At 58.0% G+C, this 18,511-nt stretch carries 13 protein-coding genes and 1 pseudogene; 13 read left to right on the top strand and 1 reads right to left on the bottom strand.

Going from position 1 to position 18,511, the window contains the following annotated elements; all coding sequences use genetic code 11:
• Positions 1 to 638: 638 nt before the first annotated feature.
• The 11 genes and pseudogenes from ABGT79_RS13585 (at position 639) to speB (ending at position 12,820) form a co-directional block, all read left to right on the top strand.
• Positions 639 to 1,742, top strand: a complete 1,104-nt coding sequence (locus tag ABGT79_RS13585) for a PDDEXK nuclease domain-containing protein (RefSeq protein ID WP_346666634.1) — start codon at positions 639 to 641, stop codon at positions 1,740 to 1,742.
• Positions 1,743 to 1,929: 187 nt separating this feature from the next.
• Positions 1,930 to 2,436: an RNA polymerase sigma factor gene (locus tag ABGT79_RS13580; protein WP_346666633.1), complete on the top strand. Its 507-nt coding sequence runs from the start codon at positions 1,930 to 1,932 to the stop codon at positions 2,434 to 2,436.
• Between the two features lie 13 nt (positions 2,437 to 2,449).
• Entirely contained in the window at positions 2,450 to 2,782 is a 333-nt protein-coding gene (locus ABGT79_RS13575) for a hypothetical protein (RefSeq protein WP_346666632.1), read from the top strand.
• Positions 2,783 to 3,030: 248 nt separating this feature from the next.
• Positions 3,031 to 3,432, top strand: a pseudogene (locus ABGT79_RS13570) (ORF6N domain-containing protein); the annotation flags it as partial.
• A gap of 365 nt (positions 3,433 to 3,797) precedes the next feature.
• Positions 3,798 to 5,117, top strand: a complete 1,320-nt coding sequence (locus ABGT79_RS13565) for a U32 family peptidase (protein WP_346666678.1) — start codon at positions 3,798 to 3,800, stop codon at positions 5,115 to 5,117.
• Between the two features lie 185 nt (positions 5,118 to 5,302).
• Positions 5,303 to 6,118, top strand: coding sequence for a DUF1786 family protein (locus ABGT79_RS13560; RefSeq protein WP_346666631.1), 816 nt, complete (start codon positions 5,303 to 5,305; stop codon positions 6,116 to 6,118).
• A complete protein-coding gene (locus ABGT79_RS13555; protein WP_346666630.1) occupies positions 6,115 to 6,630 on the top strand; it encodes a DUF456 domain-containing protein in 516 nt (171 codons plus the stop codon). The genes ABGT79_RS13560 and ABGT79_RS13555 overlap by 4 nt, the downstream gene beginning before the upstream one ends.
• Before the next feature lie 33 nt (positions 6,631 to 6,663).
• A complete protein-coding gene (locus ABGT79_RS13550; protein ID WP_346666629.1) occupies positions 6,664 to 7,437 on the top strand; it encodes an RNA methyltransferase in 774 nt (257 codons plus the stop codon).
• 166 nt (positions 7,438 to 7,603) lie between these two features.
• On the top strand, positions 7,604 to 8,722 hold the full coding sequence (locus tag ABGT79_RS13545) for an efflux RND transporter periplasmic adaptor subunit (protein ID WP_346666628.1): 1,119 nt from the start codon (positions 7,604 to 7,606) through the stop codon (positions 8,720 to 8,722).
• Positions 8,719 to 11,853, top strand: coding sequence for an efflux RND transporter permease subunit (locus ABGT79_RS13540; RefSeq protein WP_346666627.1), 3,135 nt, complete (start codon positions 8,719 to 8,721; stop codon positions 11,851 to 11,853). Before ABGT79_RS13545 ends, ABGT79_RS13540 begins: the two co-directional genes overlap by 4 nt.
• 88 nt (positions 11,854 to 11,941) lie before the next feature.
• Positions 11,942 to 12,820: an agmatinase gene (speB, locus tag ABGT79_RS13535; protein WP_346666626.1), complete on the top strand. Its 879-nt coding sequence runs from the start codon at positions 11,942 to 11,944 to the stop codon at positions 12,818 to 12,820.
• A gap of 451 nt (positions 12,821 to 13,271) precedes the next feature.
• On the opposite strand, the gene ABGT79_RS13530 is transcribed toward speB, so the two are convergent.
• Entirely contained in the window at positions 13,272 to 13,709 is a 438-nt protein-coding gene (locus ABGT79_RS13530) for a hypothetical protein (protein ID WP_346666625.1), read from the bottom strand.
• A 337-nt stretch (positions 13,710 to 14,046) separates the two neighbouring features.
• On the opposite strand from ABGT79_RS13530, the gene nifJ reads away from it, so the two are divergent.
• Positions 14,047 to 17,574: a pyruvate:ferredoxin (flavodoxin) oxidoreductase gene (nifJ, locus tag ABGT79_RS13525; RefSeq protein WP_346666624.1), complete on the top strand. Its 3,528-nt coding sequence runs from the start codon at positions 14,047 to 14,049 to the stop codon at positions 17,572 to 17,574.
• 136 nt (positions 17,575 to 17,710) lie between these two features.
• On the top strand, positions 17,711 to 18,256 hold the full coding sequence (locus ABGT79_RS13520; protein ID WP_346666623.1) for a ferritin family protein: 546 nt from the start codon (positions 17,711 to 17,713) through the stop codon (positions 18,254 to 18,256).
• The last annotated feature ends 255 nt before the right edge of the window (positions 18,257 to 18,511 follow it).

The raw sequence follows: 18,511 nt of genomic DNA, 5'->3' as shown, positions 1-18,511 counted from the left end.
ACAGCCGGCCGGCCGTACCACAGCTTCAAATCCTCCGCATGGCAGCACACCGCAGCCATGAGGAAAAGAATTGGCAAAAGTCTGTTTCTCATTTTCAGGTAAATGTTTTTTAGGTTGTTGTTTCTCGGAAAAATGCGTTTTCATGTGTGCATTGCCGGCACTGTCCGTACAATCACACTGCAAAATTAATGCAAACCGGCAAAAAACAGTGATGATTTCCGCTTAATTTCCGGATAAAATCACAAAACGCGGCATTTTAAGCGCATAAAGTTACATTTCCAATATGCCGCCTTCCGCCCTGCAATATGCGCCCTTTTACAATGTAAAACGCCACCTTTCACAGTGCAAAAGGCGGCGTTTTGAACGGGCGTTGAAGTGCGGATGGATTGATACGGACAAAATCCCATTGGAATATTTCTTGTCTTACGGGGATGAATTATGAACAGATTGTTATTCTTATTTCACGAAGAGAGAATGCGGTTCGGCAAAATCCAATCAAAAAACTTCACTTTTCGTTTGGCTTTGCATCCGTCTTTCACTATCTTTGTATGTTCAACTTGTGAACCTGAACTTGCAGCTTGTTTGCCTTGCGAGCTACAGGCGGCTGTTGTAAGTATGAATGATAAGAAGCTAAACTCATGAGCAAATCCATAGGAATACTGGACAATGAATACAGGGAATGGGTAAAAGACCTTGCCCTGAGATATAGAAACCGCCAGATAAAGGCGGCGGTAAAGGTGAATACGGAGATGCTGGGGTTCTATTGGGAACTTGGAAGGGATATTGTGGAACTGCATGTCGAGAAGCGATGGGGCGACAAAGTAATGAGCCGCCTGTCTGTGGATTTGCGTGAAGCCATGCCCGGAGTCTCAGGACTTACGCAGCGCAACATCTACTACTGCAAGCAATTTTATCTGTTATATTCTTCAAAGCTCGACATTTTGCCCCAGCTTGGGGCAAACTCTTCGGATGGAATTTTGCCCCAGCTTGCGGCACAAATCCGGACGGACATATTCTGTGTGCCGTGGGGACACCATAAAGTTTTGATGGATAAATGCAAGGGTAATGTTGACAAGGCGGTTTTCTATGTCCGCCAGACAGTGGAAAACGGTTGGAGCAGGGCCATGCTGCTTAATTTCATTGATACCGGAATGTATGAACGGCAGGGCAAGGCATTGACCAATTTCAATAAGACACTGCCTGAAACCAACAGCGGTTTGGCGCAAGAGTTGACAAAAGACCCATACGATTTTGCATTTACCGGCATAACAAAGCCATACAATGAGCGCATACTCAAAGACGCTCTGCTTAGGAACATAACACGGTTTCTTACGGAGCTTGGCACCGGTTTCGCATACGTTGGCAAGGAATATCGCCTGCAAGTAGGCGGCACGGAAAACTTCATTGACTTGCTTTTCTACAATCTGAACCTGTCGTGTTATGTGGTGATAGAGGTGAAGATTGGCCGGTTCGCCTTTGCCGACGTTGGACAGTTGGGCGGCTACGTAGTGGCCTGCAACCATATATTGAGGAAAGAGGGCAGGGACAATCCTACCATCGGGTTGCTGATATGCAAGGAAAAAGACCGCATACAAGCACAGTATGCCTTGGAGTCAAGCAGTCAGCCAATAGGCATTTCAGAGTATGACCTTGAACGGTTCTATCCTGAAAAGATAGAGGGGACGATGCCGACCATTGAAGAATTGGAGGCTTCGCTGCAAGACGGAAGCACCGGCGAGTGACCTTCTTCATCCATTTCAGACCGCCACAGGGCAGAAACAGGCAAAACTTCCAGTAAAAAACAGCCGCGCCGTTTTTTACTTCCGACCGTTTTCCGGGTCATATTTAATGAAGTCCTGTTATGGCAGGCTTATCGGAACAGACGGCAAGTTTATGGCAACAGTGAGTGACGCGGACATAGTTTCCGCCTTGAAGGAAAACCTGGAAAGCGGCTTCCGGCTGCTCATGGCGAGATACCGGGAGCCGGTTTACTGGCATATCCGCCGCCTGGTGGTGTCGCACGACGACGCGCAGGACGCCGCACAGGAAACGTTCATACGGGCGTTCCGCTCGCTGTGGCGGTTCAAGGGCGAGTGCTCGCTGGGCGCATGGATATACCGCATAGCCACCAACGAGGCGCTGCGCGCGATAGAGCGCAGGCGCGGCGGACGGGTGTCGCTCGACGATTCGGACGCCGGGGCTGGCCGGTTGGCGGCCGACGGGTATGTCGATTATAGCGACTTGGAGGCGGTGAAGCTGCAGAATGCCATACTCTCGCTGCCCACAAAGCAGCAGCTGGCCTTCAACCTGCGCTATTACGACGGGCTTGAATATGACGAGATTGCCGCCGCTACAGGCTCGACGGCCACCAGCGCGAAGGCCAACTACCACGTGGCCAAGGAGAAGATAATAAAGTATATGAACTCGACAATCTGAACAACCTGAAGATATGGAAAAGGAGTTTGATTTCAACCAAGTGGGGAAGCGCATGCCTTACAAGGTCCCCGACGGCTTTTTTGACAGCATGGAGGCCGGCGTGTGGGCTGAAATAGGGCGCAAGCCGGCGGTTGTTGCGCAGAGGAACCGCCGCCGTTGGCGCATCGCCGCAGCCGCATTGGCCGTGGCGGCAAGCGTCGCCTTGCTGCTCGTCCTGCATCCGTTCGCGCCGGACAAGCCCCAGTATGGCTTCGCCACGGTGGAGCAGGCCTTCGCAAACCTAAGCCTCGACGACCAGGCATACATGCTTGAAGTTTATCAGGAAGACATTTTTATGGATGAGTGAAGGCGGTGCGGACAGGCGTTACATAATCTTGTCGGTGTATGAACTTCTGCCATTGTTGTAATGCTATTACAGCAATGGCAGTTTCTATGCCCGATGGACTTTTACTCGATATTTCATTGACAAAAATGTTATAGGAAATGAAAAAAGTCGGGCATGTTACTCTTGAATGATTGGGAAATCATTATTTTTGCATTTACGATGCCATTGTTACGACAACACAAAGATTTAATAAGGTTTCAAATAAATGAATGGCGGAGCTATACTTGCCGGTACAGACCATAAAATGCACGGACAAAATACTTACAGACAAGGATAAAGACATTATCACCGAAGAAATAAATGCCGAATATTTGAAAGAATTTATATACTATATCCGGGGTGTTCGCGTAATGCTTGATATGGATTTGGCCAAAATCTACGGATATAGTACCAAGGATTTTAACCGCCAGGTAAAGAACAACATTGAGAAGTTCGAGCAAGACTTCATGTTTCAGTTGACCGATGAGGAGTGCGAAATCTTGAGGTGCAAAAATTCCACCTCAAGTTGGGGCGGTCGCCGATACAATCCATACGCCTTTACGGAGCAAGGAATATATATGCTTATGACCGTCTTGAAAGGTGAGTTGGCAACCAAGCAAAGTAAAGCCTTGAAATCATTGAATTTTAGCGAAATCCAATTATACTTTTGCACCATCGTTCCGATACGGGAGCGGTGGTGCAATCGTTTATTATGCTGCCGAAGCGGTTACACCGGACAATCCGGCAGTATTGATTTTGATTATGACAGACTTGATGCAAATTATCTCCAACGGCGCAGCCAATATCAAACTGGAGATTACAGGCGAGGATTTGCGCGTATTCTCGGACGAGCTCATCAATCGCGCGATAAACGAAGTGGCATTGGCTTTCCGTGCAGCGGATGAAGAACGGTTGCTTAGCCGGGAAGAAGTAAAGGATATGTGCGGAGTGTGCGATGCTACCTTATGGCATTGGAACAAACGGAACTATCTGAAAGCTGTCAAAGTACATCCGCAGCCTCAAGATTGAAGGCCGCAAGAAGGGGCCGCATTACGTGTATCACGTGGTGACGGCCTACCGCATGCTGCTCGACTCCCTGGGCACGCCCGACTGGCCCCATGCCAAGAAGGACGCCGAAGCCCTCCTGGAAATGGCGCTGGGCCGCCCCGTCACCCGCGCGCGCTTTCTGCCGCAGAAGGACGCCCACATCTCCACGCCCGACGAACCCACAAGTTCCGGTCTTCTGGTGGGCAAGATTCAGTTTGAAAAAAAGAACGGAGCGCCTTCGCTGCCCTTCATCAAGCCCCGTATCGAGCTGCTCCCCAAGGATCTTCTGCGCGTAGGCTACGAAGACGAACCCTGGCACGACACCGTGCCGGTGACGAGACGCACTCCCAAGGCCGGAACCTGCACCCTGCGCCTTGCCAGACACAAAATGCCCAAGGCCGGCGTGCCCGTGTTCCTCATCGACCGCCGGGAACCGGAACTGATCCACATCCTTCAGGGCTGGGAAAAGAAACTGGAAAAATGCCGCTCGGTGGAAAGCCCCCTCGTGGAGTGGACGCCGCATCTGCCCCGCCCCGTCCGCGCGCGCCGTCAGCAGGACTACCTCGTACGTTCAAGCCTGCCTCAGGGACGCGAAACCCGCGGTTCCCGCTCCGTCATGACCGGACTGTGGATGTCGGCGAACTCCGTGCGCGCCGTGTCGCGCACCGTGATGCCCCGCATTTCCTGGTGGCTGCCGCCGGTCATCTGGCCGGACGAAGAAGCCCTGTGGCAGAGACTCGTCATTGAAGCCATGCGCGGCGGCTCCACGCACTTCGTGTGCAACTCGCCGTGGCAGATCAGCCTCTTCCCCATGGACGACGAACGCCGCCGTCCGCATCTCGTGGCCGGTCCGTTCTGCAACATCTCCAATCCCGCCGCCGTGGCCGTGCTGGCCAGACTCGGCTTTGAATCCGCCTTCGTCAGCCCCGAACTTTCGGGAGAAGACTACCTGTCTTTGCCGCGTCAGTGCTGTCTGCCGCTCGGCATGGTGCTCTCCGGCTACTGGCCCGTAGGCATCTCGCGGCACGGCATGAATCAGGTCAAGGCCAACGAAGCCTTCTTCAGCCCCAAGGGCGAAGCCTTCTGGGCGCGCAACTACGGCCACAACCTGTGGATCTATCCGGCCTGGCCCATGGATCTGTCCGCGCACAGGCAGGAACTGGAATCCGCAGGCTACGCCTTCTTCGCCAGACTGGAGGAAAACGTTCCGCCGAACCTGCCTCCGCTTCGCCACACCAGCGATTTCAACTGGAACGGCGCTCTGCTGTAACGCTGCACGGGGAGATTTCTCCCCGTTCCTTTTTCTCACGCCCGATCTCGGGTGCTCAAGGCAAAGGCCTTCGACCGCCCCGACGGAACGGACGCCGCCTCTCTTGCTAGAGTGCGGACAACGCCCGCCCCGAACATCGACAACGCAACTTGACCAGGCAGACAACAACTATGCAGGATTCTCTTATGGCGAACAACGCTGCGCCGCAGCGCCCCACCCTTGTTCTGGACAACGGCAGCCGCTTCACAGCGGTCATGCTGGCTCTGCCCGGCATGGAGTCTTCCCGCTGGCCGAAGGCCGAACTTCCGGCAGAACGCCCCGTGGGACAGGCGCGCGATTTTCTGAAAAAAAATGATCTGCCCTTCCCTGAGCTGACGCTGCTGTGCGGCATGAACGCCGCGGAGAGCGAATCGCCCGCGCCCAAGCGTCGCGCCGGGCGCATCCAGCGCTGGAAAGACGCGCTGCGCCGCACCGAAGGGCGGCCCGATCTTCTCATGAAGGGCGATTTTTCCGACTGGGAAGTCGCGCCGCTCCTCAGCGACGCCTGCCGCGTGTTCGGAACCTCCGTGGGCGTCGACAGCGGCCTTGCCGCCCTGCTGGCGGCGCTGAGTCTGGAATCCGTACGAGACCGCTCCTTCTGCGAAGGCGTCACCATTCTGTGGGCGGGGCATCGTCACGTGCAGGCCTTCATGGTCTATCAGGAACGTCTGCTGGGGCTTTATGAACAGCACAGCGACATTTCCCGCGACGCATTGATGAACGATCTCAAGGAAATGCGCCTGAACTGGCTGCCCGACGAGCAGGTGCGCGCCTCCGGCGGACACGGCTGCATCTGCGGAGATCTGCCCGCCGAGGCCGAGGGTTTCCGTCCCACCTACATCATGGGACCGGGCCGCGGCGAGCTCAAGGGCTGCGGACGACTGATCTCGCCCTGCGGCGACGACCGCTTCGACCGCTGTTTCGGTCTCATCTTCGGGCTCAGCCTCGGAGAGACGGCATGAGCGTTTTTTTCACTGCGCTTTTTCTGCTCGCTCTCGGCGTGTGCGTGCTGCTCAATCTGGTCACGCTGCCCGGCAACTGGGCCATGGTGGCCCTGGTGACGGCCTGGGCGCTGCTCGTACCGGGCAACGGACTCAACGTGCTTTTCTTCGTCATGTTCATAGGGCTCGCCGTGGCCGGCGAAATCGTGGAGTTCGGAGCCCAGATATGGGGCGCCAAAAAATACGGCTCGTCCAAAGTTTCCACCTGGGCGGGCATCATCGGCGCCGTTCTGGGCGCGATCTTCGGCGCGCCCTTCATGTTCGGCGTCGGCGCGGTGTTCGGCGCGCTGTTCGGAGCCTGGGCCGGATGCTTTCTCGCGGAAACTCTCATCCGCCGCCAGCCTGCGGAAGTGGCCTTCCGCGCCGCGCAGGGCGCATTCGTGGGCCGCTTTCTGGGCATGGTCGTCAAATTCGGTCTGGGCATGGCCATGCTGGTCCTCACGGCCTCTCACGTGTGGCCCGACTCTCTCTAACAACCTACGGAGCGGGCTTTGCCCGATGATGATATGAAAAACGCTTCCGAAATCGCCGCTATGATGCGGCATCTGCGTCTGGTGCTGGTCCGCACCAACTTTCCCGAAAACATAGGCATGGCCGCGCGCGCCTCGGCCAACTTCGGCCACGCGCCCCTGTATCTCGCCGAACCCCGCCGCTGGATTTATGAAAAAGCTCTGCCTACGGCCACAAGTCAGGGCAAGCCGCTGCTCGACTCCATCACGGTTACGAATTCGGTACAGGAGGCCGTGGCTCCCTGCACGCTGGTTGTCGGCACCACCGCACGCACGGGCGGAGCCAGACAGCAGCTCATCACGCCCCGTCAGGCCGCGGCGGAAATTGCGGAACGTCTCGTCCTCGGCGAAGACGTCGCCATCATGTTCGGCCCGGAGGATCGCGGACTCAGCAACGAAGATCTGGAAAACTGCGGACGCCTGGTCACCATTCCCACCGCGCCGGACGCCTCCTCCCTGAACCTTGCGCAGGCCGTGCTGCTCATGATCTATGAATGCTTCCTCGCCCTGCCCGACGCCGCCAGAATCGACGCCCATCCGAATCTGTCCCGCCGCGTCACGTCCGAGGAACGGGATTTTCTCTTCCGCACGCTGAAGAACGCCCTCATGGACATCGGCACCATTCCGAGGGACAATCCCGAGCACTTTTTCCTGCCGCTTGCCCGCTTCTTCGACAGGGCCGATCTGCGTCGCCATGAAATGGACATCTTCATGGGCATCTGCCGCCAGATGGAGCATCTTGTCAGCGAACGCTCCGACGACAAATCCTGACGCCATCTTCAGAAGGGCCGCTTTCATGAACCCATGAAAACGGCTCTCTTCTTTTATGCAGCGCTCTGCAATCTTTTGAAAGAAAATCTTTTCCGTCCTTTCCTTGACAGCAAATTTTTTCTCTTCGTACTATGACAAAATAAGTCAACATCCCCCGGGAGTCTCCATGTCCGCTCGAATTTTTCTGTGTTTTGTCTGCGCCGCGCTGCTGATCGGCTGCTCCGGCGAATCCGAAAAAACGCAGCCCCGCGCCGTCCGCACCGCGCTGGTCACGCTCGTCGCCTCCGGAACAAGAGACGTTCCCTACATGCTTGAGGCCGTCGGCACCGTGGAGCCTTCCGCATCGGTGAACATCGTTTCGCGCACCAGCGGAGAACTGCAGCAGGTTCTCGTGAACGACGGCGAAATGGTAAAGAAGGGACAGCTTCTTTTCGTCATTGAAAAGGAACCCTATCAGATAGCGCTGCATCAGGCGCAGGCCAGACTTGAAAGCGACAAGGCCAAGCTTGCCAAGGCTCAGGACGACTACTCCCGCGCTCTCAAAATGAAGAAGGGCGGCTTCTCCAGCGCTGCGGAAACAGATGCCGCGCGCGTGACCATGGTCAGCGCGCAGGCCGACGTGCGCGAAGATGCGGCCGCTCTGGAAAAGGCCGAGCTTGATCTCTCCTACTGCGAAATACGCGCGCCCATGGACGGCCGCGCAAGCGACGTGCGAGTGGACAGAGGCAACGTCGTCACGGCGCAGACGCTCCTTGTGGTTGTGGACGCCTTTCAGCCCGCGGAAATCACCTTCAGCGTGCCGGAAAAGCATCTTCCCCTCATACGCCGCAACGTCCGGGAGAAATCGGGCCTGCAGGTGTCGGCCGATTCCAAGGAAGGCAAGCCCCTTGTCGGCGACGTGATCTTCGTGGGCAACGTGGATGCCGACACCGGCACCGTGCCGCTGAAGGCGCGCTTTCTCAACGAAGGCACCGAACTGTGGCCCGGGGAATTTCTCCGCGTGAAGATACAGCTCGACACGAGAAAGAACGCCGTCACCGTGCCGAGCCGCGCCGTGATGCTCGGCCCGGACGGCCCCTTCGTCTATGTGGTGGGCGACGACCGCATCGCCCGCGTGCGCCTTGTGAGCACCGACGTGGAAAACGACGGCATCACCGTCATTTCCAAGGGACTCGCCAGCGGCGAGCAGGTCGTGCTTGAAGGCCACGTGCGCCTGAAGGACGGCATGCCCGTGCGCCTGCAGGAAGACAGAAAAATCACCGCCGCCGGGGGAGCGCAGCAATGAACATTTCCACTACGTTCATCAAGCGCCCCGTCGCCACCACGCTGCTGATGATGGGCATACTCGTCTTCGGCTGGATGAGCTATCTGCGCCTTCCGCTGAGCGAGAACCCCAACATCGACTATCCGGTCATCATTGTTTCCGCCACGCTGAGCGGCGCGTCGCCCGAGACAATGGCCACCTCCGTGGCTAAGCCGCTGGAAAAACAGCTCTCCACCATTGCCAGCATCAAGAACATGACCTCCACCAACAAGCTCGGTCGAACCATGGTGCGGGTGGAGTTCGAGCTTGACCGCGACATCGACGGCGCGGCTCTGGACGTGCAGTCGGCCATTTCCATCGCCTATTCGCGCATGCCGGACACCATGACGCAGATGCCCCGCTTCATGAAGCTGGACCCCGATTCCCTGCCCGTCATCCAGATTGCGCTCACCTCCAACACCATCACGCGGCAGCAGCTGACGGACTATGCGGAAAACTACGTCTCCCAGCGTCTCTCCATGGTGGCCGGCGTGTCGAAATCCGACGTGCGCGGCGCCAAGCGCTACGCGGTGCGCGTCAATCTTCGGCCCGACCTCATGCAGGCTCGCGACGTCAGCGCGGAAGAAATCCGCAACGGCATCGACGCCGCCAACGTCACCCTTCCCACCGGCAAGCTGGAAGGCTCGGACCGCATACGCAACATCAAGGACAACGGCTCGCTGATCAAGGCCGAAGACTTCGCCAAAATCGTCGTCGCATGGCGCAACGGCGCTCCCGTGCGTCTGAGCGACGTCGCCGACGTGGAAGAAGGCGTGGAAGAAACAAACCAGGCCAGCTTCATCAGCGGCAATCCCGGCGTCATCGTTCAGGTGACCAAGCAGCCGGGCGGCAACACCGTGCAGATCGTGAGCGACATCCTCGACCTGCTCGCCGACATCGAAAACACGCTTCCGCCCTCCATCGACATGGCCGTGGTGGAAGATACCTCCATTCCCATCAAGGAGTCCGTGACGGAAGTGGAACTCACGCTTCTGCTCACCATTCTGCTGGTGGTGCTCGTCATCTACATTTTCCTGCGCGACGGCATGGCCACCATCATCCCGAGCCTTGCCCTGCCGCTTTCCGTGGTGGCCACGTTCCCGCTCATGTTTGCCGCAGGTTTCAGCCTCGACAACATGTCGCTCATGGCCCTCATTCTGGTGGTGGGCTTCGTGGTGGACGACGCCATCGTCATGCTGGAAAACATCATACGACACCGGGAAATGGGCAAGTCGCCCTTCAACGCCGCCATGGACGGCGCGGGAGAAATCGGCTTCACCATTCTTTCCATGACCATTTCCCTCGGCGCGGTGTTCATTCCGCTGCTCTTCCTGCCCGGAACGGCAGGCCGCATGTTCTTTGAATTTGCGGCCGTCATCATCATCGCCATTTCCATTTCCTTCTTCATCTCCATCAGCCTCACGCCCATGATGAGCGCGCTGTTTCTCACCGATCAGTCCGTGCATCTGAAGCATTCCGGCATCAAGGCCGCCATGGAGCGCGGCTTCGTCGCCCTGCTCTCACTGTACTCGCGCAGTCTTCACTGCGTGATGCGTCACCGCTTCATCACCTTCGTCGGTTCGCTGCTGCTCATCGCGGCCACATGGTGGCTCTCCACGCTGGTGCCCACGGGCTACTTTCCGGCCATCGACGGCGGTCGCATACGACTCTACGCCCGCGCCGAGGAATCCATTTCCTTCGAGGCACTGACCAAGGCCGTGGAAGAACTGCATCCGATCATCTCCGCCGATCCGGCCGTGCGCAGCTTCACCACCACCATCGGCGGCGGCACGAGAGCCGACACCAACACCGCCAACATCATGATCCGCCTGAAGCCCATTTCCGAACGCGACAACATCAACGTCGTCATCGACCGGCTCAGAAAGGCGCTGGACAACAATCCCACGCTCATGGTCTCGCTGCGCAACGCCAACATGCAGGGCGCCGGCGGCAGCACGACCGGCATCTACACCTACACGCTCGTGGGCAGCAACACCGCCGAACTCTACGCCGCCGCCCGCGACGTGGAAGAAGCTCTGCATCACGTGAAAAGCGTGCGCGACGTAGGCTCCGATCTGCAGCTCATGAACCCGTCCATCCGGCTCATCGTGGACAGAGACAAGGCCACCATGCTGGGAATCACTCTCTCGCAGATAGAGAACTCGCTCTACTCCGCCTTCGGCACGCGCGAAATCTCCACCATCTACACGGACGTCAGCGACTACACCGTGAAAATGGAAGTCGCCCGCGACCTTCAGGACAGCGCAAGCATTCTGGAAAGCATCTATCTGCGTTCCGGCAAGGGCAAGCTCGTGCCGCTGGAAACCCTGGTCACCCGGCAGTTCGAGGCCGGACCTCTTTCCGTGAACCACAGAGGACAGTTCCCCGCCGTGAGCATTTCCTTCAACGTGGCCAGCGGCTACGCCATGGGCGAAGCCATGGCCGACGTGGAAAACGCCGCCCGCGACATCCTGCCCGCCTCGGTTACCGGCAGCCTCACCGGCACGGCCCAGGATTTTCAGGATTCCGTTCACGACATGATACTCATCATCGTTGTGGCGCTGCTGCTCATCTACATCGTGCTCGGCATTCTGTACGAAAGCTTCATTCACCCCATCACCATTCTTTCCGGTCTGCCGTCCGCGGCGTTCGGCGCGCTGTTCAGTCTGTGGCTCTTCAATTCAGAACTGAATATGACCGCCTTCGTGGGCATCATCATGCTCATCGGCATCGTCAAGAAAAACGCCATCATGGTGCTCGACTTCGCCCTTGCGGCCGAACGCAGCGGAAGTCTGGACACGGAAGACGCCATCATTCAGGGCTGCCTCATCCGCTTCCGTCCCATCCTCATGACCACGCTTGCCGCCGTCATGGGCGCGCTGCCGCTGGCGTTCGGCATCGGCGCCACGGGCGCGGAAGCCCGTCAGCCCATCGGCATCTGCGTTTCCGGCGGCCTGATCTTCTCCCAGCTCGTCACGCTCTACATCACGCCGGTGTACTACGTCTATCTCGACAACTTCGGCAAATGGGTGAGCAGAAACATGCGCCGCATCTTCCGCAAGAGTCTCGCCGAACCGTCTCAGGCCGACGCCTCTTCCGGTCAGGCGCAATAACGTTTTCCGCATTCTGCGGAGCCCTCGGACAAGGTACGGAAGCCCGGCTTCCGCATGCGCAACACAGACTAATCATCAGAGAAATTACATGCTGAACGAATACGAGAACCGTTTTCTTTCCTCGGAAGTGCCGCCCCGTCCCGCCGATCAGGCGCGCTTTCACGTCATTCCCGTGCCCTACGAGGCCACGGTCAGCTATGCCGGAGGCACGGCGAACGGCCCGGAAGCTATTCTTGACGCCTCCGATCAGCTCGAACTCTACGACGGCACAAGCTATCCGGGAGAAAAAGGCATTTTTACGCAGCGCCCCGTCGATTGCTCAGGCGCGCCGGAACAGGTGATGGAAAACGTCAGGAAGGCCGTGCTGGCCGCGCTCGACGCCGGAGCCATGCCAGTGGTGCTCGGCGGAGAGCATTCCCTCACCTACGGGGAAATGGCGGCGCTCAAGGAGCGCTACGGCCGCTTCGGCGTGATTCAGTTCGACGCCCACGCCGATCTGCGCGACAGCTACGAAGGCAGCAAGTGGAGCCACGCCAGCGTGATGCGCCGGGCCGTCAAGGATCTTGACCTGCCGCTTGTGCAGCTCGGCAACCGCATCTACTGCCGCGAAGAGCTGGAAGCCAGAAAGGAATACGGCGTCCTCAGCTGGGACGCCCCGTATCTGTGCCGTCACGGCATTCCGGGCAATCTCATTCCCGAAGATTTTCCCCGCAACATCTTCATCACCTTTGACGTGGACGGTCTTGATCCTTCCATCATGCCCGAAACCGGAACTCCTGTGCCCGGCGGTCTCGACTGGTACATGGCGCTCGACCTTGCAGCCAGGGCCATGCAGGGACGGCGCGTTCTGGGCTTCGACGTGGTGGAACTCGCCCCGCGCGAAGGACACATCGTCTCGGACTTTGCGGCTGCAAGTCTGACCTACGCCCTCATGGGACTCGCGGCAAGAAACAACGACGCTCAGTAATAAAAAAAAGCGGAGAAAGGCTCCTTTTGGCAAAAGACAAGGACCTTTCCCCCCAACCTGTTTTTCCCCGGAATATTTCCGACAATTCTTCAGCGGGCAAAGATAGACAAATCTCTGCCCGCTTTCCTTTTATGAGCGCCCCGGCGCATGCTCGCCGCGTCGTCAGGAAGAAGACCTCTCGGCTGCTTTTTCGACAAACACAAGCCGAGCGGCCTTTATCAATGCACGGCTTCGGCAGAAAAAACGGAGCGGGAGGATCTCCGGCAGCGCCCGACAGACAAATACGCACTACGTCGGACGCTATTCCCACGGATAAAAAATGCCAGAAGCACGGCCCGCTTTCTTCCATCGTCTCCGCAAGTCTTATTCCTTTAATTAATGGGCAAATGGGGACAGGCTGCGTCCGGCCGCACACGTTGCATCTTCACGCAATTTCAGTTCTGCGCCACGCTCAGAGAAAGCGCTCCAGATTGGCTTCCATCTCCGCTAGCGTCTGCATGCACTCCTCTCTGCGTTCGTCCGAAATGGAGGCGAACAGCTTCTTTTCCAGCGACGCATAGGCTCCCCGAAAAAGCTCCAGCGCCTCACTGCCCGCAGGCGTAAGTCCCACAAGGTAACTGCGGCCATCGCCGGGATTGGGACGCTTGAACACGTATCCGCCGTGTTCCAGACAGTCCGTCGCCTTGGTGATGGACGACTTGGGGCGCTTCAACGCCACCACAAGTTCCGTGACCGGCTGCGGTATGCCTGCCTGGCTCAAATATTCCAGCACGGCGCCGTGCGACGGCACCAGATCGTCCACCCCCTGCCTGAGCAGCTCGTGCTGAATGATGCGATGCGCCCGAACCAGAATTCGGTTGAGCCGGTCCACGGAATCGCTGTAGTCCATAGTTTCCCCCTTGCGCGACAAGGCGCGCCAAAATTTCCGCCGACTGAGAGCAGTCTCTGGAATCTTCCCCTATTCCCCGTCGCCGGTAAATGATAATCTTCTTTTTTACTTCGCCCCCTTCGCTCCCCATCTTTACGAAAAATGAGTTTTTTGATATGTTGGCAAAGGGAAAACGGTTGATTGTTTACTCAAACAGTATTACTTTTCTCCCGTTCGGTCACAGGAGGGGCGCGCCTATCCCCCTTCCAGCCTGTTGTGACCGACTGACTCTGAAATCTTCCGCGGTTTACGCGGGCACTTTTCCGCCGCTTGGCGGGCATCCTATGAGGAGGACTTTATGGCCAAACACATGAAGACTATGGACGGCAATACCGCCGCCGCGCACATTGCCTACGCCTTGAGCGACGTTGCCGCCATCTACCCCATCACGCCCTCGTCCGTCATGGGCGAACTGGCCGACGAATGGTCCGCCAAGGGCCAGAAGAACCTGATGGGACAGACCGTCGCCATCCGTGAAATGCAGTCCGAAGCCGGCGCCGCCGGCGCTGTTCACGGCTCCCTCGTTTCCGGCGCTCTGACCACCACCTTCACGGCTTCTCAGGGCCTGCTGCTCATGATCCCCAACATGTACAAGATTGCCGGCGAACTTTTGCCTGCCGTCTTCCATGTTTCTGCCCGCGCCCTGGCCTCTCATGCTCTGTCCATCTTCGGCGACCATCAGGACGTCATGGCCGCCCGTCAGACCGGCTTCGCCTTCCTGTGCTCCAACAACCCCCAGGAAGCCATGGACCTCGCTCTGGTGGCTCATCTCGCCGCCATCGACTCCAGCGTGCCCTTCTGCCACTTCTTCGACGGCTTCCGCACCTCTCACGAAATCCGCAAGATCGAAGTCATCGACTATGAAGACATCCGCAAGGTCGTGAACTGGGACAAGGTTCAGGAATTCCGCGACAACGCCATGAATCCCGAACATCCCCACCAGCGCGGCACTGCCCAGAACCCCGACATCTACTTCCAGAACCGCGAAGCCTGCAACCCCTTCTACAACGAAGTGCCCGCCGTCGTGATTGACGCCATGAAGCGCGTTGCCTCCATCACCGGCCGCAACTACAAGCCCTTCGACTATTACGGCGATCCCGAAGCCGATCGCGTGGTCGTGGCCATGGGCTCCTCCTGCGACGTCATGGAAGAAGTGGTCGACTACCTGAACGCTCAGGGCGAACATGTCGGTATTGTCAAGGTTCGCCTGTTCCGTCCCTTCAGCGCCGAGCTCATGCTGAATGTCATGCCCGCCACCGTGCAGACCGTGACCGTGCTCGACCGCACCAAGGAACCCGGCTCTCTCGGCGAACCTCTGTACGAAGACGTCTGCACCGCCTTTGTGGAACACGGCGATCAGATCCGCGTGTTCCCCAAGCTCCTCGCCGGCCGCTACGGCCTCGGCTCCAAGGAATTCACCCCTGCCATGGCCAAGGCCGTGTTCGACAACATGCTGGTTGCTTCTCCCAAGAACCACTTCACCGTGGGCATTGAAGACGACGTCACCAACCTGTCCCTCGAAGTGGGCGCCGACATCGATACCGTGCCCGCCGGCACCGTGCAGTGCAAGTTCTTCGGCCTCGGCTCCGACGGCACTGTTGGCGCCAACAAGGACGCCATCAAGATCATCGGCGACAACACCGATATGTACGCTCAGGGCTACTTCGCCTACGACTCCAAGAAGTCCGGCGGCTTCACCGTTTCGCATCTGCGTTTCGGCAAGTCCTATCTCAAGTCCTCCTACCTGGTGAACCGCGCCGACTTCATCGCCTGCCACAAGGATTCCTACGTCCACATGTATGACGTGCTTGAAGGCATCAAGGACGGCGGCACCTTCCTGCTGAACTCCAGCTGGACTTCCCTGGAAGACATGGAGCGCGAACTGCCCGGTCAGATGAAGCGCACCATCGCCAGAAAGCACCTCAAGTTCTTCAACGTGGACGCCGGCAAGGTGGCTGCGGAAGTGGGCCTCGGCAACCGCATCAACATGGTTACCCAGACCGCCTTCTTCAAGCTCGCCAACGTGCTGCCCATCGATGACGCCATCAACTACATCAAGGCCGCCATCAAGAAGACCTACGGCAAGAAGGGCGACAAGGTCGTCAACATGAATATCGCCGCCGTGGACAAGGCTCTTGAAGCTCTCACCGAGATCAAGTACCCCGAATCCTGGGCCGACGCCGCCGACACTCCTTCCATCTACCACGACACCGATCCCTACATCGCCAACGTGGTTCGTCCCATTCTTGCTCAGAAGGGCGACACCCTGCCCGTGTCCGCCTTTGATCCCACCGGCGTTGTTCCGCTCGGCACCACTGCCTGCGAAAAGCGCGGCGTAGCCGTGTTCGTGCCCGAATGGGATTCCACCAAGTGCATCCAGTGCACCCGCTGCTCCATGGCCTGCCCCCATGCCGCCATCCGTCCCGTGCTCGCCACCGAAGACGAACTCGAAGGTGCGCCTGAAAGTTTCGTCACCATCGACGCCATGGGCAAGGAACTCAAGGGCCTCAAGTTCCGCATCCAGGTGTATGCTCAGGACTGCCTCGGCTGCGGTTCCTGCGCCAACGTCTGCCCCGCCAAGGAAAAGGCTCTGGTCATGAAGCCCCTCGAAACCCAGCTCGACGCTCAGGTGGCCAACCTCAAGTTCGCCGAAGAAAACATCTCCATCAAGGACGACCTGGTCGATCGCGGCACCCTCAAGGGTTCTCAGCTCTGCCAGCCTCTGCTGGAATTCTCCGGCGCCTGCGCCGGCTGCGGCGAAACTCCCTACGTCAAGCTGCTCACCCAGCTGTTCGGCGAACGCATGGTCATCGCCAACGCCACGGGCTGCACCTCCATCTGGGGCGGCTCCGCTCCCACCACGCCTTACTGCCAGAACAAGGACGGCTTCGGCCCGGCCTGGGGCAACTCTCTGTTTGAAGACGCCGCCGAATACGGCCTCGGCATGCACGACGCCTACAAGCAGCGTCGCGACGGCCTCGCCCTTGCCTGCCGCGAAGCTCTGGAAGTGCCCGGCATCAGCGAAGAACTGAAGACCGCCCTCCAGAACTGGCTCGACAACATGGACGACGCCAAGCTCTCCCGTGAATACGGAGAAGCCGTGCTCGACGAACTCACCGACGTTGACGGCAATCCCGCCCTCGAAAAGCTCTGGACCATGCAGGATCTCTTCACCAAGAAGTCCTTCTGGGTGTTCGGCGGCGACGGCTGGGGCTACGACATCGGTTACGGCGGCCTTGACCACGTCATTGCGTCCGGCGCCGACATCAACATCCTCGTCATCGATACCGAAGTGTACTCCAACACCGGCGGCCAGGCCTCCAAGGCTACTCCGCTCGGCTCCATCGCCAAGTTCGCTGCCGGCGGCAAGCCCGTCCGCAAGAAGGAACTCGGTCGCATGGCCATGACCTACGGCTACGTGTACGTCGCCAGCGTGAGCATGGGCGCCGATATGAACCAGGTGCTCAAGGCCTTCAAGGAAGCCGAAGCCTATCATGGTCCTTCGCTCATCATTGCCTACGCTCCCTGCATCAACCAGGGCATCCGCAAGGGCATGGGCCGCAGCCTCGAAGAAGCCAAACTTGCCGTGCAGACCGGTTACTGGCCTCTGTACCGCTACAACCCCACCCTCAAGGAAGAAGGCAAGAACCCCTTCATTCTTGACTACAAGAAGGAGCCCGACGGCACTCTCGATGAATTCCTGCTCGGCGAAAACCGCTATGCCCAGCTTGAAAAGGCTAAGCCCGAACTCGCCAAGAAGATGCGCGCCACTCTGGCTCAGCAGTATCAGGAACGCTTCGACGAACTGACCGAGCTCTCCAAGTAATCTGATTCCGCACGGGGCGGAAGGAATTTCTTTCCGCCCCTTTCTCATTGCGGCTTAGAGAAAACGTTTGCTTTCCTTTGCCGCAAAATTCGTTGCACGATTCCATCGTTGCGGCATCCATCAGGAGAATAATACAATGAAAAAGTTTGTTTGCCCCATCTGCGGCTATACCGTTGAAGCTGAAAGCCTTCCTGAAGATTTCGTGTGCCCCCAGTGCGGCGCTCCCGGCTCCAAGTTCCGTGCGGAAGAAGGCAACGCCGGCTTCGTGACCGAACACCATGTCGGCGACGGCAAGGTTGAAGACGCCGACATCATGGAAGAACTGCGCGCCAACTTCACCGGCGAATGCACCGAAGTGGGCATGTATCTTGCCATGAGCCGTCAGGCCGAACGCGAAGGCTATCCTGAAATCGCCGACGCCTTCAAGCGCTATGCCTTTGAAGAAGCCGAACACGCCGCCAAGTTCGCTGAACTGCTCGGCGAAGTGCTCGTGCCCTGCACCAAGACCAATGTGAAGATGCGCGCTGAAGCTGAAGCCGGTGCCTGCGCCGGTAAGATGGAAACCGCCCGCAAGGCCAAGGCCAAGGGCTATGATGCCATCCACGATACCGTGCATGAAATGGCCAAGGACGAAGCACGTCACGGCGCCGGTTTCGCCGGTCTGCTGAAGCGCTACTTCTAATGCGCTTCTGACGCTTCCGGGCGGGATCCCTCACCGTATAGTTTTTCCTGAAGCGTCTGAAAAGTTTTAGTATTGCTTGAAAGATACCCCGTCGATGACGGGGTATCTTTTTTTTCAACTTTTCGCTATCCATGAAGAACATTCCCGCACAATGCGGGAATCCCCTTTTTTTGCCGCGGCAGGCAAAGCCGCGGAACCGGCCAGTGAACGCCGATTTTTCTGAACCTTTTCCATGTTCTCCGTACTTCGGAGGAA

The sequence above is a fragment of the uncultured Mailhella sp. genome, assembly GCF_963931295.1.
GTDB lineage: Bacteria > Desulfobacterota > Desulfovibrionia > Desulfovibrionales > Desulfovibrionaceae > Mailhella.
This window is presented reverse-complemented; position numbering and strand designations above follow the sequence as displayed.